Origin of the sequence: Methylobacter sp. Wu1 (assembly GCF_036553575.1) — a bacterium.
GTDB lineage: Bacteria > Pseudomonadota > Gammaproteobacteria > Methylococcales > Methylomonadaceae > Methylobacter.
Map to the genome: position 1 here is coordinate 1 of NZ_JAZHOC010000038.1, position 22,121 is coordinate 22,121.

18 protein-coding genes are annotated in these 22,121 nt (G+C 53.9%); 10 read left to right on the plus strand and 8 right to left on the minus strand.

All coding sequences use genetic code 11. The annotated features are described in order from the left end of the window. Window positions 1-245: 245 nt before the first annotated feature. Entirely contained in the window at window positions 246-482 is a 237-nt protein-coding gene (locus tag V2P20_RS04965; RefSeq protein ID WP_194970939.1) for an OadG family transporter subunit, read from the minus strand. A gap of 243 nt (window positions 483-725) precedes the next feature. On the opposite strand from V2P20_RS04965, the gene V2P20_RS04970 reads away from it, so the two are divergent. From V2P20_RS04970 to V2P20_RS05005, 8 genes are all read left to right on the plus strand, one after another. Beyond that, a complete protein-coding gene (locus V2P20_RS04970; protein WP_331816719.1) occupies window positions 726-1,619 on the plus strand; it encodes an RnfABCDGE type electron transport complex subunit B in 894 nt (297 codons plus the stop codon). Between the two features lie 85 nt (window positions 1,620-1,704). Then, complete coding sequence (locus V2P20_RS04975) at window positions 1,705-6,711, plus strand: 2-oxoacid:acceptor oxidoreductase family protein (RefSeq protein ID WP_331816721.1); 5,007 nt, start codon at window positions 1,705-1,707, stop codon at window positions 6,709-6,711. Between the two features lie 198 nt (window positions 6,712-6,909). Then, the gene (gene rsxC, locus V2P20_RS04980; protein WP_331816723.1) at window positions 6,910-8,271 is read left to right on the plus strand and encodes an electron transport complex subunit RsxC; all 1,362 of its coding nucleotides are present in this window, start codon (window positions 6,910-6,912) and stop codon (window positions 8,269-8,271) included. Further along, the gene (locus V2P20_RS04985; protein ID WP_331816725.1) at window positions 8,264-9,313 is read left to right on the plus strand and encodes an RnfABCDGE type electron transport complex subunit D; all 1,050 of its coding nucleotides are present in this window, start codon (window positions 8,264-8,266) and stop codon (window positions 9,311-9,313) included. Before rsxC ends, V2P20_RS04985 begins: the two co-directional genes overlap by 8 nt. A gap of 2 nt (window positions 9,314-9,315) precedes the next feature. Further along, window positions 9,316-10,017, plus strand: a complete 702-nt coding sequence (locus tag V2P20_RS04990; RefSeq protein WP_331816727.1) for an FMN-binding protein — start codon at window positions 9,316-9,318, stop codon at window positions 10,015-10,017. A gap of 11 nt (window positions 10,018-10,028) precedes the next feature. After that, a complete protein-coding gene (rsxE, locus tag V2P20_RS04995) occupies window positions 10,029-10,706 on the plus strand; it encodes an electron transport complex subunit RsxE (protein ID WP_194970944.1) in 678 nt (225 codons plus the stop codon). A gap of 43 nt (window positions 10,707-10,749) precedes the next feature. Further along, window positions 10,750-11,343: an Rnf-Nqr domain containing protein gene (locus V2P20_RS05000; protein WP_331816729.1), complete on the plus strand. Its 594-nt coding sequence runs from the start codon at window positions 10,750-10,752 to the stop codon at window positions 11,341-11,343. A 20-nt stretch (window positions 11,344-11,363) separates the two neighbouring features. Beyond that, window positions 11,364-11,546, plus strand: a complete 183-nt coding sequence (locus V2P20_RS05005; RefSeq protein ID WP_194970946.1) for a hypothetical protein — start codon at window positions 11,364-11,366, stop codon at window positions 11,544-11,546. A gap of 32 nt (window positions 11,547-11,578) precedes the next feature. On the opposite strand, the gene V2P20_RS05010 is transcribed toward V2P20_RS05005, so the two are convergent. Beyond that, window positions 11,579-11,776 carry a hypothetical protein gene (locus V2P20_RS05010; protein ID WP_331816731.1) on the minus strand — a complete coding sequence of 66 codons (198 nt, stop codon included), beginning with the start codon at window positions 11,774-11,776 and terminating at the stop codon, window positions 11,579-11,581. A gap of 44 nt (window positions 11,777-11,820) precedes the next feature. Here V2P20_RS05010 and tatA point away from each other — a divergent pair, with 44 nt between their 5' ends. After that, complete coding sequence (gene tatA / locus V2P20_RS05015; protein ID WP_331816733.1) at window positions 11,821-12,030, plus strand: twin-arginine translocase TatA/TatE family subunit; 210 nt, start codon at window positions 11,821-11,823, stop codon at window positions 12,028-12,030. Between the two features lie 265 nt (window positions 12,031-12,295). Then, window positions 12,296-14,950, plus strand: a complete 2,655-nt coding sequence (locus V2P20_RS05020) for an MMPL family transporter (protein WP_331816735.1) — start codon at window positions 12,296-12,298, stop codon at window positions 14,948-14,950. Between the two features lie 305 nt (window positions 14,951-15,255). Here the strand turns inward: V2P20_RS05020 and nhaD are convergent, their stop codons facing one another. The 6 genes from nhaD to hisS all read right to left on the minus strand — a co-directional run bounded on the left by nhaD (window position 15,256) and on the right by hisS (window position 22,113). Beyond that, a complete protein-coding gene (gene nhaD, locus V2P20_RS05025; protein ID WP_331816737.1) occupies window positions 15,256-16,671 on the minus strand; it encodes a sodium:proton antiporter NhaD in 1,416 nt (471 codons plus the stop codon). A gap of 247 nt (window positions 16,672-16,918) precedes the next feature. Further along, complete coding sequence (gene tpx, locus V2P20_RS05030; RefSeq protein WP_331816739.1) at window positions 16,919-17,413, minus strand: thiol peroxidase; 495 nt, start codon at window positions 17,411-17,413, stop codon at window positions 16,919-16,921. Window positions 17,414-17,520: 107 nt separating this feature from the next. Next, complete coding sequence (gene der, locus V2P20_RS05035) at window positions 17,521-18,921, minus strand: ribosome biogenesis GTPase Der (RefSeq protein WP_331816741.1); 1,401 nt, start codon at window positions 18,919-18,921, stop codon at window positions 17,521-17,523. Between the two features lie 4 nt (window positions 18,922-18,925). Further along, window positions 18,926-20,119, minus strand: coding sequence for an outer membrane protein assembly factor BamB (bamB, locus tag V2P20_RS05040; RefSeq protein ID WP_331816743.1), 1,194 nt, complete (start codon window positions 20,117-20,119; stop codon window positions 18,926-18,928). Then, complete coding sequence (locus V2P20_RS05045; protein ID WP_331816745.1) at window positions 20,119-20,766, minus strand: tetratricopeptide repeat protein; 648 nt, start codon at window positions 20,764-20,766, stop codon at window positions 20,119-20,121. Before V2P20_RS05045 ends, bamB begins: the two co-directional genes overlap by 1 nt. A gap of 69 nt (window positions 20,767-20,835) precedes the next feature. Next, window positions 20,836-22,113 (minus strand): histidine--tRNA ligase, encoded by a 1,278-nt coding sequence (gene hisS, locus V2P20_RS05050; RefSeq protein ID WP_331816747.1) that lies wholly within the window; start codon window positions 22,111-22,113, stop codon window positions 20,836-20,838. Window positions 22,114-22,121: the final 8 nt, after the last annotated feature.

The following is a 22,121-nucleotide window of genomic DNA, read 5'->3' on the forward strand; positions in this document are numbered from 1 at the left end:
TCGGCAGCATGTCGTCGATGCGCAGGCGCGTGGCCAGCAGCGATTGGTGGGCGTCGCGCAGGACGACTTCGGTGATGCCTAACGGCTTAGGATTGTTGTTTTGTGCCATGCTTTAACCTTTTGGGGTTCAATTCGCGGACCTTTGGGGTCGGTTTTAGTTGATGGGAATGTGGAGCGCGCAGCCTGTCCCCCACGGCGCAGGCCTACGCACATATCATCCGGCAGCATGCCGGACACCGAAATCATTAATGCCGGGATCGGTACTGATGCACAGCCGCACTAATCGCGGCGATCACGCTAGCCTCAGTACCGGCGCCAGCCGCTGGCCGGACTGGACTGGCAGCCGGCGGCGCATCCGGAAAATAGCGCTGCACCAGTGCCGACATCAGATTCATGGCCAGCACAAGCATGGCCAGAAACAGGAAAACGAGGCCCATACCGACCATCATTAACTCTATCCCGCTCATCATCAGTTCTGTCATAGTGTTAAACCTTGCTGTTTAAAATTATCCGCCCATTATCCATAAAACTCATACTCTAAACAAACTCAGATAACTAAATTGATGATTTTTTTGGATTAGCATCAGCATTAACTTATAATAATCATCAATCATACTTTTCCTAAATAGTGAATTTTCGTGTAAAGTAGCGGTCTCTAAGCTGGCAGTTTTATTGCTATGAAAACTGCTGAAGGTCTGCATTTGTATTTTAAGAGTCGGTAATTAATGTTATCACTAGCTAGTATTGGGACTGCTGCCCTGTTTATGATCGCGCTTGGTGTGGTTCTGGCAGCAATTCTGGCTATCGCAAGTAAAAAATTATTTGTCTATGAAGATCCCCGAATTGACGCCGTAGATGAGATGCTCCCGCAAGCTCAGTGTGGTGCTTGCGGCGTTCCCGGCTGCCGCCCCTTCGCCGAAGCGGTTGTCGCCGGCGTTCGAAGCCCTTCCGGCTGCACCGTCAACACGCCTGAAGCCAATCAATTGATCGCCGATTACATGGGCGTTGACGTAGGCAGTCAGGAAAAAGTCGTCGCGCGCCTGGCTTGCGCCGGCGGAACTCATGTCGCTTACAAACGCGCCGAATATCAGGGATTGAAATCCTGCCAGGCCGCCTCGGTGATTGCCGGCGGCGGCAAAGGTTGCAACTGGGGCTGCCTGGGCCTGGGCGACTGCGCCGATGTCTGCGATTTCGACGCTATATATATGGACGAGCATGGGCTGCCTATCGTCATTGAAGATAAATGCACCGCCTGCAATGACTGCGTCGTCGTCTGCCCCAAGGATTTATTCTCCCTGCAACCGGTCAGCCATCAATTGTTCGTTGCCTGCAAAAGCCTCGATGAAGGCGATGAAGCGCAGCACGAATGCGAAGTCGCCTGTACGGCCTGCGGAAAATGCGCCGTCGACGCACCTAAAGGTCTGATCGAGATCAAAAACAATCTGGCCGTTATCGATTATGCCAAGTATGCAGATTTCACGGTAGACCGAACGCCGATAGAGCGCTGCCCGACCGGCGCCATCGTTTGGATAGACAGCAAATTGGGCACGCCCCGTTCCAGCCACGGCAAAGAATCGAAGAAAAAGGTTCTGCGCACGGAATCACTGCCTTTGGGCTAACCGAATTTTTTCACATTATTTAATTCTACAAAACGCTTGAACCGGACAAGCCGGCTTTTGTACGTTTTTACTAGAGGAACCTTGAATGGCTTTTTTCGGCAAAAAAGAAAACAAAACGTTTAAATATCCTGGCATACGCATGGCCATGGACGGCAGCCAGGCCGTCATCATGGTCGAACGCGAATCCAGCGATGCTGCCGGCGCTTATCCTATTACGCCTTCGACCGACATGGGTGAAGGCTGGGCCGTGGAAATGGCCAATGGCCATCTGAATATTTCCGACAGACCGTTGATTTTTGTCGAACCCGAAGGCGAGCATGCCGCGGCAGGCGTTACGGCCGGCATGTCCATGACCGGACTCAGGGCCACCAACTTTACATCGGCGCAGGGCGCGGCCTACATGCATGAGTCCCTGTATGCAGCCGTGGGCAAGAGGCTGCCTTATGTCCTGAACATGGCTTGCCGCGCCATCACGAAATCGTCGCTGAACGTGCACTGCGGCCATGACGATTACCATTGCATCGATGACACCGGCTTCATTCAGGTCTTCGCCAAGGACAACCAGGAAGCGGCCGACCTGAACATTATCGGACGAAAAATCGCCGAGCTGTCGCTGAACCCCATCGTCGTGGCTCAGGACGGCTTTTTGACGACGCATCTGATCGAAGCCTTGAACGTACCGGAAAGAGAGCTGATCGAAGAATATCTGGGCCGCCCCGACGACATCATCAACACGCCGACGCCGGCGCAGCGCATTATTTACGGCCCGACCCGCCGCCGCATTCCCGAACTCTGGACGGTCGACAAACCGATGATGTCGGGCGTAGTGCAGAACCAGGACAGCTACATGCAGGCCGTCGCCGGCCAGCGCCCCTATTTCTTTGATCACGTCAGCGTGTTCGCCGATCAATGCATGGATGAATGGTACGAACTGACCGGCCGCCGCTATCGCCGCATCGGCGAATACCGCTGTGATGATGCTGATTACCTGATCGTCGCGCAAGGCAGCGTGATCCATACGGCCGAAGCTACGGCCGATTACCTGCGCAAAAAACGCGGCATCAAGGTCGGCGTCGTCAACATAACGATGTTCCGCCCGTTCCCCGGCGACCTGATCTCGCACGTGGTCAGAGGCCGCAAAGGCGTTACCGTCATGGAAAGAACCGACCAGCCCATGGCCGAAGATTTGCCGCTGATCCGCGAAATCCGCACAACCATGGCCAAGGCCGTGGAAAACGGCAACTCCAGCGAACTGCCTTTCCCCGGCTACGCCGCCTATAAGAAAGACACCGATTCATCGCCGCTGTATTCGGCCTCTTTTGGCCTGGGCAGCCGCGATCTGCAGCCGGAAGGCATCATCGCGGCCGTTGAAAACATGCTGCCGGACGGCAAGCATCAGAAATTCTTTTATCTGGGCATCCAGTTCGTCCGCGATCAGGCTTACTCGCCCAAACAGGAAATTCAGCAGCAGGCCGTCATCGATGCTTATCCGCGTATCCGCGATCTGGCGCTGACCGGCTCCGAAAACCCGAACCTGATGCCCGAAGGCGCGATTACCGTGCGCATGCACTCGGTCGGCGGCTGGGGCGCGATCACGACCGGCAAAAACCTGGCCATGACCCTGTTCGATCTGCTCGACTACGAGATCAAGGCCAACCCCAAATACGGCTCCGAGAAAAAAGGCCAGCCCACCACGTACTATCTGTCGGCCGCGCCGGAAAAAATCCGTCTGGCCTGCGAATATGCGTTCGTGGACGTGGTCATGTCGCCCGACCCGAACGTCTTCACGCACTCGAACCCGCTGGCCGGCCTGAAGGAAAACGGCGTCTTTATCATCCAGAGCAGCCTGTCTTCGCCCGAAGAGGTCTGGCGCTCGTTCCCGAAAGCCTCGCAGCGCTACATTGCCGACAAGAAAATCAAGGTCGCCTACATCGACGCCTTCAAGATCGCGCGCGAGGAAGCCAAGGACCCCGACCTGCAATTCCGCATGCAGGGCATCGCCTTCCAAGGCGCTTTCTTCGAGGCGGCGCCGCTGGCGGGCAACCTGAACAAGAGCAAGGACGAGATCCTGCAGGCAATCCATGACACCCTCAACGCCAAATTCGGCAGCAAGGGCAAGCAGGTCGTCGAGGACAACTTCCGGACCGTGAAACGCGGCTTCCTTGAAACCCATGAACTTGACATCAGCGCCATGGTTGTCGGCGATGTCGCGCCCTGGGCCGAGAAGAAAGAAGCCACGGCGCCATTAACATTGTTGCGCAAGCCCGCCAACGACGATGCGCTCTCCGATATCCACCGATTCTTCGAGCAGACCGGCAGCAACTATATCAACGGCCGCGGCAGTGAAAACCTGGCCGATCCGTTCATGGCGCTGAGCATCGTGCCGGCGGCGACGGGCATTTACCGCGACATGACGCAGATCCGTTTCGAGCATCCAACCTGGATTCCCGAGAACTGCACCGCTTGCGGCGACTGCTACACGGTTTGCCCTGACAGCGCCATCCCGGGGCTGGTCAATACGGTCAATGAAGTTTTCGAGACCAACATCAAGCGCATCGAAAAAACCGGCAAAACGGTCAAACACCTGCGCCGGGCCATCCGTACCGTCGAGAAAAAATACCACGCCCTGGCTGCTACGCGCTCGGAAGGCACCACATTGGGCCCGGTATTCAATAAAGCGATAGGCGATACGATCGCCGAATACCCGGAAGCCGAGCGCGAAGAAGTCTCTACCGAATTCCAATGGTTCAAGGATGCCATGGGCTCGTTCAAATTCGCGCTGACCAAGCCTTACCACGATGCGGTCAACAAGCGCACGCCCAATAACGGCGGCCTGTTTTCGATCACCATCAACCCGATGGCCTGCAAGGGCTGTATGGAATGCGTCAAGGTCTGTAACGACAATGCGCTGGAAGTGACGCCGCAGACCGTCGACAGCGTCAAGACCTTGCGCGAAGACTGGGATTACTGGATGGATCTGCCGACCTCGAATCCGAAATACAACCGTATCGACGATCTCGATGAAAAAGTCGGCGCGCTGACCAGCATGCTGCTGGACAAGAAAATCTACAGTTCCATGAACTGCGGCGATTCGGCCTGCTTGGGTTGCGGCGAGAAAACCATCATCCACCTGTTCACAGGCGCCGTAACGGCACTGATGCAGCCGCGCGTCAAGAAACAGGTCGCCAGGATCGACGCGCTGATTGTCGGCATGGAGAAGCATATCCGCCTGAAGCTGGCGGAATCGCTCGACATCAATGATATCGAAGCCATCGAGGCCGCAATTGAAGCCAATAAAAACGTTGACCTGACCCTGGCCAAACTCAGCAGTGCGCTGGATGCCGGCAAGCCGTCCAAGCCTATTGATGCGGCTTGGCTGAAATGGGCGTCGCAGATTTCCGCCAAACTGAAACACCTGAAATGGCTGTATCTGGAAGGCCCTACCGGCAACGGCCGCGTGGAAATGGGCATCACCAACAGCACGGGCTGTACGTCGGTCTGGGGTTCGACCTTCCCGTTCAACCCTTACCCGTTCCCGTGGGCCAACCACCTGTTCCAGGATGCGCCGTCTTTGGCGATGGGCGTCTTTGAAGGCCACATGCTCAAGATGACGGAAGGTTTCAAGGCCATCCGCATGGCGGAACTGGAACTGGCCGGCAAATACGACAAGGACGAACACGACAGATTCTTCAAGTATTTCGACTGGCGCCAGTTCTCCGAGCAGGAATATCTGATGTGCCCGCCCGTGGTCTGCGTCGGCGGCGACGGGGCCATGTACGACATCGGCTTCCAGAACCTGTCGCGCTGCCTGATTTCGGGCCTGCCGATCAAGGTGCTGATCCTGGATACGCAGGTTTATTCCAATACCGGCGGCCAGGCCTGCACCTCCGGCTTTATCGGCCAGATATCGGACATGGCGCCTTACGGCCAGGAAGCGAAAGGCAAGTTCGAGCTGCGCAAGGAAATGAGCCTGCTCGCGATGGCGCACCGGACGTCCTACGTCATGCAGGGTGCCATCTCGCATGTCAACCACCTGCTGGAAGGGTACATCGACGGCCTGAATTTCCGTGGCCCGGCCGTATTCAACATCTATGCCGTCTGCCAGCCTGAACACGGCGTGGCCGACGATGCGTCGGAAATGCAAAGCCGCCTGGCCGTCGAGTCGCGCGCTTACCCGCTGCTGACTTTCGATCCGCGCCTGGGCAATACCTGGGAGGAATGCACGTCCATCCAGGGCAATCCGGACATTGACAAGGACTGGACGACTTACACGCTGAAGTTCGTCGATGAATACGGTCTTGAAGAAACCCTGGACGTACCCATGACGTTCGCTGACTGGGCCTTGACGGAAGGCCGCTTCCGCAAGCACTTCAAGTTCGTGCCGCCGTCCCAGTGGACCGATGAGATGATGCCGCTGATCGAGTTTATCGATCTGCCGAGAGAGGATAAAGCCGAATATATTCCATTCATTTATGCCGTGCATCCGGACACCAATACGCTGGTGCGCGTGGTCGTCGATCCTGAAATCGTCCTGTCGACGATTGAGCGGCGCGACTTCTGGCATATCCTGAAAGGCATCGTCGGCGCCAACCGGCCGACCATAGACTTGAAAGCGGTCGCCGATCAGGCCAAAGCGGAAATGGCTTCCAGCATTGCTGCCAACCTGGTGAACATGGTGGGCGGTGGCGACGCCAGCACTTTAGCCAGCCTGTTGACTCCGTCAGCTATAACAGCCGCGCCAGCGCCAGTAGTGGCAACTCCTGCAGAGGCCGCTCCCGCACCTGCCCCAGCGGCGTCTGCCGCAGCGACAGCTGCGCCGGCTCCTAAAGCCGCTGCCGGCGGGCATGAATCGGTCTGGATTGAAACGCCTAACTGCACGACCTGTGATGAATGCGTCGACATTGCGCCAGCCATCTTCCAGTATAATGCCGAGAAAAAAGCCATTGTCGTCAATCCGACAGCCGGCACTTACGAGCAGATCGTGAAAGCCGCTGAAAAATGCACGGCCGTGATCATTCATCCCGGCACTCCCTGGAATCCGGATGAGCCTAATCTTGAGAAGCTCATCAAACGTGCGGAGAAGTTTCAATAAGACGTTCTATCTTTAAGGCTTAAACCTAAGATGGATTAAACAGTAAATCTTACGAATGACTGCAGATGCAGTTGCCTGGAGCCCGAAGGAAAGCCTGCACAGCAACCCTATTGTGCAAGACTTATCCTTCGGGCTCTTCGTGGTTTATGAACGGGCAAATTCCTTAGCCCCGTTGTGATTTTTATACTAGTTAGGACTATGAGTTTACTAAAGCTGTTCGGCAGAAAAACCGTCTCTAGCAGAAAAACCTTTCCCAAGGGCATACACCCTGCCGAATATAAAGAACAGACCAGTGCCAAGCCGACCCGCCGGCTGCCTTTCGCGCCGCAGGTCATCGTGCCTTTGTCGCAGAGCATCGGCAAGCCCTCAATCGCTGTCGTGCACAAAGGCCAGCAAGTGGAGCGCGGCGAAGTGATTGCCGTTGCTGACGGCCCGCTGTCCGTGCCGCTGCATGCGCCGGTCACAGGCACCGTCAAAGGCATCGAACTCATGCCGACGCCGTCCGGCGCCAAAAAAGACTGCATCGTCATCGACACGCAGCCCAGCTCGTCGCAGATACCGATTCGAGGTGAAGAGCGCGACATTGAGTCCATGAGCCGCGAAGAGCTGATCCAGGCCGTCAAGGATACCGGCATGGTGGGCCTGGGCGGGGCCAGCTTTCCGACGCATTTCAAGATGACCGTGCCGGAAGGCAAGAAAGTGCATACCGTGATCGTCAACGGCTGCGAGTGCGAGCCGTTTATGACGACCGATCACCGCGTCATGCTCGAAAACGTCAAAAACTTGATCCTGGGCATCCGCATCGCGATGAAATCCGTGGACGCCGGCAAAGCCATAATCGGCGTCGAAGACAACAAGCCCGATGTTCTGGCCGCCATCAAGCCGCATCTGCCCCAGGATGGCAGCATCACGATCGAGGCCGTCGAGACGAAATATCCGCAGGGCGCCGAGAAAATGCTGATCTATTCGCTGCTCGGCGTCGAGGTGCCGTCCCGCGGCCTGCCGGCCGACATCGGCCTTGCCGTATTCAACGTCGCGACACTGGCCGAGCTCGGCCGCCTGCTGCCGCACAGCCAAGGACTTATCGAGCGCGTCATCACCATTACCGGCGATGACCTGGAAAAGCCCGGCAATTACATCGTACCGATCGGCACGCCGCTGCGTTATATTCTGCAATACGCAAACTTTACCGGCCATCAGGCGGAGCTGATCCTTGGCGGCCCGATGATGGGCACGGCCGCCGCATCACTGGATACGCCCGTTACCAAAGGCACCGGCACAGTCCTTGTACTCGACGAGCGCGCTACCAAAAATGACGACATTCTGCCGTGCATCAAATGCGGCAAATGCCTGCAGGCCTGCCCGATCAATCTGAATCCGTGCGAACTGGGCCAACTGGCGGCCAAACGGCGCTATGATGTCATGGAGGAGCAGTACCACCTCAATGATTGCTTCGAATGCGGCTGCTGCAGTTATGTCTGTCCGTCCAATATTCCCTTAGTGCAGTACTTCAGAATCGCCAAAGTACTGAATCGAGAAAGGCACCTGAACAATGGCTGAAAAATCACCCAAAATTGACATCCGCACGTCGCCTTATATCCGGCGCGCGCCTACCGTCCCTGAAATCATGCGCCATGTTGTTTATGCCTTGCTACCGATCTGCGCCTATTCGGTTTACCAGTTCGGCATCAGCGCCTTGGCCTCGATGATCGTGACGACCACGGCCGCTGTCGGGACCGAGCACTTTTTCTGCCGCATGGCCGAGAAGCGCTCGACCATCGGCGACTTCAGCGCCGTCATCACAGGCTTACTGCTGGCTTTGACATTGCCTCCGGGCTTTCCGTTATGGATGGGCGCAGTCGGCGGTTTCGTCTCGATTGCGCTCGGCAAAGCCCTGTTCGGTGGGCTGGGATTCAACGTCTTCAATCCGGCCCTGGTCGGGCGGGCGTTCGTCCAGGCCGCGTTTCCGGTCGCGATTACGACCTGGACGCCGGCTTTTGCCCTGAACCGTTTCAGCGAATTCATTCCATCCACGCTGGCCTTCCCGTTCATGACCGCCGACCCTACGGCCGAATGGACGCTGAACACAGCCATTGACGGCTTCACCGGCGCGACCCCCTTGGCGCTGATGAAATTTCAAGGCGTCATGACCGATGCGAAGGACTTGTTTCTGGGCACGGTCGCAGGCTCGGCCGGCGAACCCTCGTCTCTGCTGATTCTGCTTTGCGGCGCTTATCTGGTGTACAAGAAGATGCTCGACTGGCGCATCACTGCCGCGGTCATTTTCGGCACGTTCATAACGGCTGGATTTTTTCATCTGATGAACCCGTCCCAATATCCAAGCGCCGGTTTCATGATATTTTCGGGAGGCCTGATGTTTGCGGCCGTTTTCATGACCACCGACATGGTGTCATCGCCGGTCACGCCGCTGGGCATTTTCATTATCGGTTTTTTGGTCGGCTTCATGACGGTCATCATCCGCCTGTTCGGCGCCTTGACCGAAGCGGTCATGTATGCCATTTTGTTCGGCAATGCCGCAACGCCTATTATTGAATCTTTCACTCAGCCGCGTATTTTCGGCGCCCGCAGAGATAAGGACTAAGCATGAGCAATCCCGATCCGCAAATTCCGCAACTGCCTTCCAGCCTGTCACTGATCCAGAAACTGGGTGCCGTCGCTTTGATATCAGGCCTGCTGGTGGCAATGGTTTATGAATATACAAAACCCATGATAGCCGACAATCACCGTGTGGCACTGGAAGCGGCCTTGTACAATGTGTTGCCGGCCAGCGCCAGCTCGCGCCTGACTTTTCGCCTGGAGGATGAGCAGCTCACGCTGGTCCCGGACGATACGCCCAATGAGGGCGATCTGATTTACGCCGGCTACGACAACGAGCATAAACTGGTCGGCATCGCCTTGACGGCGGCGGCGCAGGGTTATCAGGATACGGTAAAGATCCTCTATGCCTATGATCCGTACAGCAGTTGCATCAAGGACTTCGTCGTCTTGAAAAGCACCGAAACGCCCGGCTTTGGCGACAAGATCGCCACCGACGAAAGTTTCCTGAAAAATTTCGAATGCCTGGACGCCAAAGTGAACGAGGATCAATCGGCCCTGGCCCATGCTATTAAAACGGTACGGCACGGCACCAAGAAGAATCCCTGGGAAATCGACGCGATCGCCGGCGCCACGATTACATCCAATGCCGTCGGGCGCATGCTCGACAAGAGCGGACAGCTCTTCCATCCCGCTATTGCCCAGAATTTAAACCTGCTGGAAAATACCCAGCGCTCAACCCAACCCTAGAGAGGTGATGTATGTCAACGCCTGCCCCTAAACAAGAAACGCCGGTAACACTGGAAATATTTACCGCAGGGCTGTGGAAGGAAAACCCGATTTTCGTCATGATGCTGGGCCTGTGCCCTACCCTGGCCGTCACCAATTCGCTGGCCAACGCGCTGGCCATGGGCGCGGCCACTATTTTCGTGCTGGTCGGTTCCAATGCGCTGGTCTCGGGACTGCGCCATTTTATCCCCAAGCAAATCCGCATCACGACTTACATCATTATCATCGCCACATTCGTGACGCTGGTGGATTATCTGATTCAGGCCATCAGCCTGGAGATGTACAACGCCTTGGGCGCGTTTATCCAGCTGATCGTCGTGAACTGCCTGATTCTGGGCCGCGCCGAAGCCTATGCGTCCAAAAATTCGTTCAACAAATCCGTCGTCAGCGCCGCCGGCATGGGCGTGGGCTTTACCTTTGCGCTGGCCTGCCTAGGCAGCGTCAGGGAGCTGCTGGGTTCCGGCAAACTGCTTGGTTTTCAAGTGTTCAGCGACAACTTTGAACCCTGGGTCGTCATGATCTTGCCGCCCGGTGGGTTCATCGTACTGGGCAGTTGGCTGATACTGTTCAAATGGATTGAACAACGTCAGACGAAAAAAATCATCAGCAGCGATGCCGCCACGCACTGCACAGTCAAGCATAATTCTTGATCGGCTTGAAACCTTGGCCTTTTAATTACCCGAGATACCTGTCATGCAAACCGAAGAATCATTAGGCTACTTATTCCTGAACGCTTTTTTAATCAACAACTTCGTATTGGCGATGTTTTTAGGCCTGTGTCCTTTCGTAGGCACATCGGCAAGACGTGACACCGCGATCAACATGGGTATAGCGACCACGTTCGTGATGCTGATCAGCTCCATCTGCGCCTATGGCATCAATGCCATTCTGGTCAAATACGGGCTTGAGTTCCTGCGGCTGATCAGCTACATCGCCATTATCGCGGCTGCGGTACAATTGGTGGAGATGACTCTAAAGAAATTCAGCCCGGTATTGTCCAGGGCATTGGGCATTTATCTGCCGTTAATCACGACCAACTGTGCAATATTGGGCGTTGCTTTGATCCAGACCGCCAAAGGCTATGGCTTTCTGCAATCGGTGGCTTTCAGCGCCGGCGCTGGCGCAGGTTTCGCCCTGGCCTTAATTCTGATGGCCGGATTGAGAGAAAAACTGGAACTGGCCAACATGCCCAGCGTTACCCAGGCGGCCGGTTTGAGCATGATGCTGGCCGGCATTCTGTCCATGACATTCATGGGCTTTGCAGGCTTGGGCGGCAGTGCAACCTAGTCTATCAACAGGATATATCCATGATTAATTTTTTAATTGCGTTCGGCGTTATCTTTTCCTTGATGCTTGGCTGGATTCTGGTTCAACAAGCCGCCAGAAAAATAGCCGCCAAATACCCTGAATTCGGTCCTGCCAAAGAAGAAGGCTTAGGCTGCGGAAAAAGCTGCGGCTGCCAGGCTAACCATTGCGAAAACAAGGAATAGGTCCGGCTTTGTTAAACCCTGTCCGGCTTGGATCATGCTGACCGCTTCTGCCAGGCTGACTGCAAGGCCGCTTCTTTGCCCTGAGCCAATCTTTCCAGTTTGCCCTTAAAATACTTGGAGCTCAAATACCAGCTGATGCCTAATTTATCAATGACTTCCGTTGCTCGTAGCTGTGCTATATAAGAGTTTTTTAATATATTTTTGAAATCATTTTGCCAAGCAAATTTCAACTAGCTAATATGCTAGTCATTTACACAACTTATTGGAGTTAAAAATGGGTATCAGCGTTACTAAACTGTTAATCGTATTAGCCATCATCATCGTTATTTTTGGCACCAAACGTCTGCGTACGCTCGGCACCGATTTAGGAGACGCGATTAAAAACTTTCGGTCAGCCATTAAAGAAGGCGAAGAAGGCACAGCGGGCGATGAAGAGAAAGACAATGCCAATGAAAAACCTTCCCAAAAAAGCGAAGGAAATTAACCGTGTCCTATTTGATTACATGTTCTTGACCTTCTCCATTCGATTACAGTAGTCGCCAACATCCAGAAAATAATACTGACAGGCCGCCTGTACATTAAATCCCTACTTTTTTTAATGATAAGCGGTTTTGCAGCTCAGCCATAGTTGTTTATACTTGTCAGTTTATCAATCTACTCCGTCAGGCTGGCTTTTTCGTGCAGAATAAAAATAATTTTTGCGCACGGCGGCAAAACAGCCAGCCCAACCACAATCCTTGAAGCGTTCGATGAGTAAAACAACCGACAACCTCCTGGTCAAAACTATTCTCTGGTGGGAAGAAAACATCCTTAACAGGCCCTGGTGGCTACTCTTATTTTCCGTGGTCGTCAGCGGTTTCGTTTTCCAATACACGGTGAACAACCTCACAGTCAATACCAACACGGGCGAGATGCTTTCACCCGATCTGCAGTTCCAGCAGGATCGCAGACGTCTGGAAAAGGCCTTCCCTCAGGATGCCAACACTATCTTGCTGATTATTGAGGGCAAAACGCCCGAGCAGACCACTGCCGCAGTCAAGCGCATCAGCGCCGGCCTGAGCCAGCAAAAAGATCAGATCAAATCCGTTTATCTTCCCGATGAAGGCGAGTTTTTCGACCGCAACGGCCTGCTTTATCTGAGCCTGAAAGAACTGCAGGACCTCTCCACGAAACTCGCCAATGCCCAGCCTTTTATGGGCAAGCTGTCGCAGGACAATAGCCTGAACGGATTATTCGAGCTCTTCGGGCAGGCGCTGGATGAGTCCAATGACACCGAACTCGATATGAATGCCGTCTTCAGCAAGACCAACGAAGCCTTGCAAGCGGCGCAAGATGGCCGTCCTTATCAGTTATCCTGGCAGCAACTGATGATGGATCGAACATCGGAAATAGGTGTTACCAAACGCTTTATCATCGCTACGCCGATTTTGAATTTTCAGGAGTACCTGCCCGCCGAGAAAAGCCTGACGGCCATCAATCAGGTCATTGCCTCGTCACTGACTGGCGATGCCGCCGATGTCAGCGTCCGCATGACCGGAGAAGTCGTGCTGGAATATGAAGAAATGCAAACGGTTACCGAGGGCACTACCATTGCTGGCATCGCCTCCATGTTTTTGGTCTGCATCACGCTCTGGATTGCCTATCGTTCCTTCAAACTGATGTTCGCGACTTTTTTCACGCTGACCATGGGCCTGGTGCTGTCCCTGGGCTTCGCCACATTCGCCATCGGCCACTTGAACATGATTTCGATTGCTTTCGGCGTGCTGTTTATCGGCATGGGCGACGCTTATTCCTCGCATTTTTGCCTGCGTTACCGCGAACTGAGGCAGCGTGGCGAAAATCCGCGTCAGGCTTTGCGCGATACGCTCACATCTACGGGCGGCTCGCTGGTCCTGTGCACGCTCACCGCGGCGATCGGCCTGTTTGCCTTCATTCCGACCAATTATCTCGGCGTCTCGGAACTGGGCGTCATTGCCGGCACCAGCCTGGTCATAGCGCTTTCAACGACTTTTACCGTCCTGCCGGCGCTGATAAAAATCATGCCGCCCAAAGTGCGGAAAATAGAAGAGAGCGACCAGACCTACTCCAAGCTGACATCGAACTGGCCTTTGGTCTATGCACGCCCGATCCGCTGGGTTACCTATGTTTTAGCCGCGATCTCCCTGGTATTGCTGACGCAAGTCAAAGTGGATTTCAATCCGATCAACTTGCGCGATCCTAACACGGAGTCGGTCAAAACCTTTAAATACCTGCTGCAATCCGAGGATACTTCGCCGATGACGCTAACATCTCTGGCAAATTCTGAGGCTGAAGCAAAGGACAAGGAAGCGCGCCTGGAAAAACTGAGCACGGTAGACAAGGCTATGACGCTGTTCGACTTTATCCCCGAAGATCAGGACGATAAGCTGGCCTTGATAGAAGAACTCGCCTTGATAGTGGGCCCTGTACTCGATAATTTCCCTGAGCCGTCCAAAGAAAACGCCCAAATCGAGTCCCTGGAAAAATTCCAGGCAGTACTCAAAAAACGCCTGGCAACAGACAACAGCAGCGTCATGACCGAACTGGACGCTACGCTGGAGCATTTTCTCGCCAAACTGCAATCGGTCGATGCCGAAACACGCCAAGCGATGCTGAACCAGCTTCAGGCCAGCATGCTGAACTCGCTGCCGTCGACAATACAAATCCTGCAAACCAGCCTGCAGGCCAGCCCGATCAAGCTTGAAACGCTGCCTAAGGATTTGAGCGAACGCTGGCTCAGCAAAGACGGTATCTACCGGATTCAGGCTTTCCCGAAAAAAGATCTGAACGACCTGGAAAACATGCGCGAATTTATCCTGGAAGCGCAGCAAGTCGACCCGCATGTCACCGATCTGCCGGTCAGCTACCTTGAATCCATGAACGAAGTCATCCGTGCATTCCAGCAGGCTTTTGCCGTTGCCTTCGGGGTCATTGCCCTGCTGCTGCTCATTATCATGCGCAATGTCAAGGATACCTTGCTGGTGCTGCTGCCGCTGCTGCTCGCATCCCTGTTCACGGCGGCCATGACCGTGCTGATCGATATGCCGTTCAATTTCGCCAACATCATTGCCTTGCCGCTGTTGTTCGGTCTCGGCGTAGACAGCGGCATTCACATGGCGCACCGGCTACACTACCTGCGATCAAACGATGGCAATATGCTCAGCGGCAGCGAGGCTCAGGGCGTTTTCTTCGGCACCCTGACCACGATATTCAGCTTCGGCAGCTTGGCGTTCACGACGCATCAAGGCACGGCTTCGATGGGCATTCTGCTCGCCATGGGCCTGCTCCTGACCTTGGTTTGCGCGCTGGTTGTCCTGCCGGCCTTTAGCATGCTCAGATTCAAGCCGCGTCTTTTAAAGAAACGATCCGGTCAATCAATTCTTTAACGGCATACTGACTTAACGCCGTTAGTCATGGATGATTGACGGCTTCTGTCTCCTTCTTGGGGTTCCGTACGCCTGATAAGCGGGCTCGCGACTTTATGCTGGACATTCAGGTTTTAGACAGCAGTGGGAATTTCAATCTCACACAAGGGCTGAGCCAGATCCCCCTTTCATGAGCTGATGATTGGAACAATCCGATTGACCCGGTCTATTCAGGAAATGCGCCAATAGGGCGGGAGTGATTGAATAGGCTGGACAAGCCGTTTCTGCCGGCAGTGCGAATAACGCTGCCGACAGAAACGGCAGGATTAGAAATAGTCTGCGTTGATCAGGAAATGCACGGCGATGCTGCCGAAATAACCCAGCAAAATAACGGGCATCCATTTCAAGTGACTGCTGAACGTGTAGATACCTTTTGCCTGCCCCATCAAGCCGACACCGGCAGCCGATCCAATAGCCAGCAGACTGCCGCCCACGCCTGCAGTCAGCGTGACCAGCAGCCATTGACCTTGGGAAATATCCGGCAGCATGGTCAATACGGCATACATGATCGTACCGTTATCAATGAACGCCGAAAAGATGCCCACCAAAATGTTGGCAATAGTCGGGTCGATTTCGCCGTATAGGAAATGCGAGGCGAGTTCCAGATAACCCAGGAAGCTCAAGCCGGCAACGCTCATCATGACGCCGTAGAAAAACAGCAGTGTGTCCCATTCCAGATTGGCTACGTTCTTGAATACATCGAACTCATGCTGGCCATTGCCTCCTATCATCGGAATGTCCATTGCGTCGGTATCTGGCGCGCCATTGGTTTTGCCAGGCGTCTTTTGCATGTAGTAGCTGAAAAACTTCAAGTAAGTCAGCCCCATCAGCATACCGGCTGCCGGCGGCAGTTCAAGGAAGTTCTCAAAACAAACCGCAGTTATGATGGTCATCAGGAACAGAAAAATGATGATGCCGGCGCCGCGCTTGATGACCGCCGCTTCACTCGCCGCCGCCGGCTGTTCTTTGGGAATCCAGAAATGCATGATCACCGCCGGCAGCGCAAAGTTGACGATGGCCGGAACCAACAGCGAATAAAAACTGATGAAGGGCACAACCCCTTTTTGCCAAACCAATAGCGTTGTAATATCGCCGAAAGGGCTGAACGAGCCGCCGGCATTGGTAGCAATAACGACATTTATGCAGGCTATGGTGATAAAGCGCTTGTTGTCTTTGCCCATGGCCAATAGCACAGCACCCATCAGCAAAGCGGTAGTTAAATTGTTACAGACTGAGGACAGCCCAAAAGACATCCAACCCGTTATCCAGAATAACTGCCGATAGCTGAACTTTTTGCTCAACAGCCAGATACGCAGACTTTCAAAAATATTCCGGTCCTCCATGGCATTGAGGTAAGCCATGGAAACCATGATAAACAAAAACAGCTCGGCAAACCCTTCCAGGCTGACACGGAAGGCCTTTCCTGCAGATTCGCCCATGCCTCCGTTAACATAAATGAAAGCGATAAACACCCAGATCAAACTGGCTGCAAATACCATGGGCTTTGATTTGCGAAGCTCGGTGACTTCTTCGAACATAGCAAGCACATAAGCCACGACAAAAACTGCAATCGCCGAATACCCCACCCAATGCAAGGTCAGATTTAACGGTTGTTGGGGATCCGTGGCAGCATTTTCACCCGCCAGAGCTAGCGCCGGCAGGCCAAAAGAGATTAAAGCCATCAAGTATGGCGAAAGTTTTTTAAACATAAAGCTTATGGAGAAATATTATGGAGAATCTGGACTTAAAATGGCGGGCCTTAGAAGATATGGCAAGCCCGCCAACAGTTTGTACGCATGCTACTAGTTTACGACTGCCGACCTTCTTATTCAAACACGGCTGTCGCTCTTTTTGGTAAAAACACTGTTTACGATCCTTGATCAATTCAAGGCGCGGGGGAATTTCTTAAGTCATCTGAACACCCGAAGGCTAAAGTGCCGCCAGTGCGCTCTCATAATCTGGCTCGTTGGCTACCTCATCAACTTGTTGCGTATAAACCACCTTGTCATTTTCATCCAGAATGACAATGGCGCGGGCCGCCAAACCGGCAAGAACGGTGTCGGTAATACGGATGCCGTAGTCATCGGTAAAACTGGAACGGAAGGTTGACAGCGGAATCACATTTTTGAGACCTTCCGCTTCACAAAAGCGAGCTTGCGCAAAAGGCAGATCCGCCGAAATCACCAGAACAACGGTATTATCCAGGCGTGAAGCCTTCTCATTGAACTTACGCGTTGACGCAGCGCACACGGGCGTATCGAGACTCGGCACGATATTCAAAATTTTTCTTTTACCTGCATAAGTCGCCAGACTCACTTCCTGTAATTTGCCGTTGACCAATGTAAAGTCCGGCGCCTTGCTGCCGACTGCGGGCAATTCACCCGATGTATGTAACGGTTTGCCTTGAAATTTAATTGTAGCCATCGTTTGTATCCTCCAGGTGGGTAATCAATTTACACATGTCGACTTTAATGTTTCGATAACGCTGATGAGCAATCTGCTCATTGCTTGCCTGCCCATCACCCCTGGCATCACTTTTTGCTTTTGTTATGCTTTACCAGCCGCTTGCGTTTTTGTACTTGGCGCTCGGTCAATTTGTTTTTCTTGCCGTGAAAGGGATTGGCCGGCGATTTGAATTCCAGACGGATAGGCGTTCCTTTCAGACCTAGTTTGTCGCGGAAATAGTTCATTAAATAACGCTTATAAGAACTCGGCAACACATCGGTCTGAACGCCGTGTATGACCACAATAGGCGGATTGCGGCCGCCCTGGTGAGCATATTTGAGCTTGATTCGGCGCCCATTCACCAAAGGCGGCTGATGCGCAGCCGTCGCTTCGCTCAATATCCGCGTCAGCGCCGGCGTGCTCATATCGAGCATGGCCGAATCGTACAGGGTATGCACGACATCGAACAGTTTGCCGACGCCGCTGCCGTGCAGCGCGGAAATCGGGTGTTTCTCTGCGAAATCCAGAAAAGACAGTTTGACATCCATCTGCCGCTTGACGGTTTCTTTCTGCTCCGTGGTCAAGCCGTCCCATTTGTTCAGGCCGATAATCAGGGCTCTGCCCGCTTCCAGCACGAGGCCCAGCAAATGCGCATCCTGATCGGTGATGCCTTCGCTGGCGTCGATCAGATAGATGACGACGTTGGCTTTTTCAATCGCCTGCAGCGACTTGATGACGCTGAACTTTTCGATGCCCAGGGACACTTTTGAGCGCCGGCGCATACCGGCCGTATCGATCAGCGTGAATTGTCTATCGTCACGCTCAAACGGAATATAAATACTGTCGCGCGTCGTGCCGGGCTCGTCGAACACGACCACGCGCTCTTCGCCTAACAACCGGTTGACCAGTGTCGATTTGCCGACGTTCGGCCGGCCGACCACGGCAATGCCGATGCTGCCGATGCCGTCACGCAGGTCTCCTGCCTCTTTATCGGGAGGCGGCAGCAACCGGTCGGCGCGCGCCAGTAATTCGGGTATGCCACGGCCATGTGTCGCGGCGATTTGTACCGGCTCGCCCAGCGCCAGCGAATGAAAGTCGGCAGCCGCCACATCGCCATGTATGCCGTCGACCTTATTCATGACCAGGATGACCGGCTTGTTCAGTTTTCTAAGCGTGTCAGCGATAACCTGATCGGAGGCGTTCAACCCTTCGCGCGCATCGACCATAAAAAAAACGACATCGGCTTCATCGAGCGCGATCTGCACCTGTTTTTTGGCACAGCTATCGATGCCTTCCGCATCGTCGGCTATGCCGCCGGTATCGACCACCAGGCAGGCGCGGCTGCCGTGTTTGACGCGGCCGTACTGCCTGTCTCTGGTCAGGCCGGGATAATCGGCCACCAGCGCCTCGCGGCTGCGTGTTAAATAATTGAACAATGTGGACTTGCCGACATTAGGGCGCCCAACCAGGGCTATTACAGGTAACATAATTTTATAAGGATCGAGCTCTTAAGGCGGCAAGCGTGCCGTCTTTAGCATAAATGTAAACGGTATTGTCTACCACGAGGGGTTTGGCATCTATGGCGCTGTCGGCCACTTGTATGCGGGCCAGCTGCCTGCCGTCGCTGGTGGACAGCCAATGCACATAGCCTTCCAGATCGCCGACTACGACATTACTTTCATAAGTGGCCGGCGCTGTCAGTTTTCTTTGATGCAGATCTTGTTGTTTCCATAATGAAGCGCCGGTACGCTGTTCCAACTGCCAGACATCACTTTTTGAATCTGTTAGATACAAATAGCGCCAGTCGCTGGCCATGCCTGAGGAAGACGAAATCGACTCGTTGCGCCACATGACGTCACCGTCTCCTGCCGAAACCGCTGCGATGCCGCCCTGATAGCTGGCGATATAGATAACGCCATCCGTTTCAATCGGGTCCACATCGAGATCGACCAGCCTTTCAACTTCGGAACGTCCTGTCGGAAGCACAATGCTGGTTTCCCAGATATGCTTGCCATCGTCCAGACGCAAGGCAATCAGCTTGCCGTTGTCGTACCCGCCGATGACGTTATCCCCGCTGATCAGCAACGAGCCGGTTCCTCTCACGCTAAGCGCCGGCACGCTCTGCTCGTAGCTCCACAGTTTGCCGCCGGTTTTCTCATCCAGCGCAACAACAGAGCCGTCTGTCGTCCGGACGACGACAACCCCATTGGCGATGACAGGTACTGAAAGCACTTCACTGGACACGCCGGCTTTCCAGAGCAATTGCCCGTTTTCAAAGTTTAAAGCCACAACTTCAGCGTCGCTGGTACCCAAAATCACGGTACCGGCACCCAACCCCGGGCCGCCGGAAAAGTGAAATTCGGTTTCTGCTTCCCAGCTCAGATCACCCGTACTCAGCTCTCTGGCCTGCACCAGACCTTCTCTATCCGCGGCCAGTATTTTTCCGGCGCCTATGGCCGGAACAAGCTTTAACGTATGTTCGTCCGCGCCGACACCGATGCTTTTTTTCCAAAGCACTTCGACCTGGATCTCAGGTGTAATTTCACCTAATACCGCAGGAGGATCGGTATTGTCTTCCCCCCCCGTAAAGTAATCGGTTATGCCTGAAAGCGACTCACCAGCGGTATCCAATGCCGCACAACCGGCCAATGCAAAACAAGCTAATAAAAGCGTAATTAAGCGCATTATTTTTGACTTTGCACAATTTCTGGAGCAGTCAAATCATCGATTTTAAATTGCAACAACGGTGATTGAGATCCATTTCTTAACGCATTCTGATAGGAAGTGCGCGCTTCATCACGGCGATCCATAGCGACGTATAGGTCGCCCAGTAATTCATCATAGATAGCCGTAAAACCTGATGAGGAGGCCGGGTCAACCTTGTTGATGACCTGTAGCCCCTGTTCGTATTCGCCTGTCGCGAGCATCAGACGCACCAGTCTGACCCGGGCGATGTGGCTCACTTCGTCATTGGATTTTGCCGCGAGTTTTTCCAGAGTCTGCTTGGCGGCAGCCAGATCGCCCTTCTGAACTTGCAGTTTTGCCTCGATCAGTCCGCTGTATGACGCATATTCGGTCTTGCCGAACTCTGCTTGCGCGCGCTCGGCCAATTTTTCAGCCGATTCCTTATTACCGGTATCAGCCGCTGACAGTAACTGATCGTATAAGGCTGAAGCTTGCCCGGCCTGATCTTTCTTATAATCTCGCCAGTAGTTCCAGCCCAGAATAAGGACGATGCCCACCGCCAGACCGGTAATGGTTGATACGCCGTTTTCTTTCCACCATTTTTTTAACGCTTCTACCTGTTCTTCTTCTGTATCGTAAATTGCCACGTGCTTTCTCTTTCTGTAATTATTTAAGGAAACGGTAAAGTTGCGCCCGACAGATACTGCCCTAATCCATCAGGATTGCAGATGCTCTTTAAAAAATGCAATGGCTTGCGTCTGGGATAAGGTCTGCTGCTCTTGCTCATGCCGTAAGGATTTGATGCCGACCTCGCCGCGACTGACTTCATCATCGCCCAAAATGATTGCGTATTCGGCGCCGATTTTATCGGCCTTTTTAAACTGGCTTTTGAAACTGCCGCCGCCGCAATTGACCTGAAGCTTCAAGCCGGGAATTTCATTCCTGATGACTTCGGCAAAACGCAAGCCTTCCTTTTCGGCTTTTTCGCCTACGCGGATCATGTAAACGTCTACCGGTCTTGCCACGGGAACATTGTTCAGCGTTTCCATCAAGGCCAGCAACCGTTCCATGCCCATGGCGAAGCCGACCGCGTGATTGGCTTTGCCGCCCAGCTGTTCGATCAGGCTGTCATAGCGGCCGCCCGCACAAACCGTACCCTGCGCGCCCAGCTCGTCCGTCACCCATTCAAAAACGGTCTTGCCGTAATAATCGAGGCCTCGCACCAATCTGGAATTGAGTTCGTAGGCGATGCCCAGATCATCGAGCGTGGCGGTCAGGGTAGTAAAATGATTGCGGCTGTCATCGCCCAGATAATCCATTAATTCGGGCGCATTGGCGACTACCTCTTTCATGGCCGGATTCTTGGTATCGAGAATGCGCAACGGGTTGGTATTCAGGCGGCGCAAGCTGTCTTCATCCAGCAGATCCAGATGCCCCTGGAGATAGCTGACCAGTTTTTCACGGTAAGCCACCCGCTCTGCAATCGTGCCTAGCGAGTTGAGCTGCAATGTGACTTTATCGCGGATGCCGAGCTTTTTCCATAAACGGTCGATCATCAGAATCAGCTCGACGTCGATATCCGGCCCGGCCATGCCATAAGCTTCCACGCCCAGTTGAAAAAACTGGCGATAGCGGCCTTTCTGCGGCCGCTCATGGCGATACATAGGCCCATAGTACCATAACCGGTGAACCTGGTTATGCAGCAAGCCATGCTCCAGGCAGGCCCTGAGGCAGCCGGCCGTACCTTCGGGCCTCAGCGTCAGGGAATCACCGTTCCTGTCTTCGAACGTATACATTTCTTTTTCAACAATGTCGGTGACTTCGCCGATAGAGCGCTTGAAAAGTTCTGTTTTTTCTACGATAGGCAGCCGGATTTCGCTATAGCCATAAGCGCCGAGCACATCTCTGATGATGTGCTCCGCATATTGCCAGAGCGGTGCCTGATCGGGAAGCACGTCGTGCATCCCGCGAATTGCTTGAATATTATTTGCCATGTGTATGA

Coding starts and splice junctions, on each gene's coding strand:
- V2P20_RS04965 (WP_194970939.1), bottom strand. CDS start 482: ATGACAGAACTGATGATGAGCGGGATAGAGTTAATGATGGTCGGTATG.
- V2P20_RS04970 (WP_331816719.1), top strand. CDS start 726: ATGTTATCACTAGCTAGTATTGGGACTGCTGCCCTGTTTATGATCGCG.
- V2P20_RS04975 (WP_331816721.1), top strand. CDS start 1,705: ATGGCTTTTTTCGGCAAAAAAGAAAACAAAACGTTTAAATATCCTGGC.
- rsxC (WP_331816723.1), top strand. CDS start 6,910: ATGAGTTTACTAAAGCTGTTCGGCAGAAAAACCGTCTCTAGCAGAAAA.
- V2P20_RS04985 (WP_331816725.1), top strand. CDS start 8,264: ATGGCTGAAAAATCACCCAAAATTGACATCCGCACGTCGCCTTATATC.
- V2P20_RS04990 (WP_331816727.1), top strand. CDS start 9,316: ATGAGCAATCCCGATCCGCAAATTCCGCAACTGCCTTCCAGCCTGTCA.
- rsxE (WP_194970944.1), top strand. CDS start 10,029: ATGTCAACGCCTGCCCCTAAACAAGAAACGCCGGTAACACTGGAAATA.
- V2P20_RS05000 (WP_331816729.1), top strand. CDS start 10,750: ATGCAAACCGAAGAATCATTAGGCTACTTATTCCTGAACGCTTTTTTA.
- V2P20_RS05005 (WP_194970946.1), top strand. CDS start 11,364: ATGATTAATTTTTTAATTGCGTTCGGCGTTATCTTTTCCTTGATGCTT.
- tatA (WP_331816733.1), top strand. CDS start 11,821: ATGGGTATCAGCGTTACTAAACTGTTAATCGTATTAGCCATCATCATC.
- V2P20_RS05020 (WP_331816735.1), top strand. CDS start 12,296: ATGAGTAAAACAACCGACAACCTCCTGGTCAAAACTATTCTCTGGTGG.
- nhaD (WP_331816737.1), bottom strand. CDS start 16,671: ATGGCTTTAATCTCTTTTGGCCTGCCGGCGCTAGCTCTGGCGGGTGAA.
- tpx (WP_331816739.1), bottom strand. CDS start 17,413: ATGGCTACAATTAAATTTCAAGGCAAACCGTTACATACATCGGGTGAA.
- der (WP_331816741.1), bottom strand. CDS start 18,921: ATGTTACCTGTAATAGCCCTGGTTGGGCGCCCTAATGTCGGCAAGTCC.
- bamB (WP_331816743.1), bottom strand. CDS start 20,119: ATGCGCTTAATTACGCTTTTATTAGCTTGTTTTGCATTGGCCGGTTGT.
- hisS (WP_331816747.1), bottom strand. CDS start 22,113: ATGGCAAATAATATTCAAGCAATTCGCGGGATGCACGACGTGCTTCCC.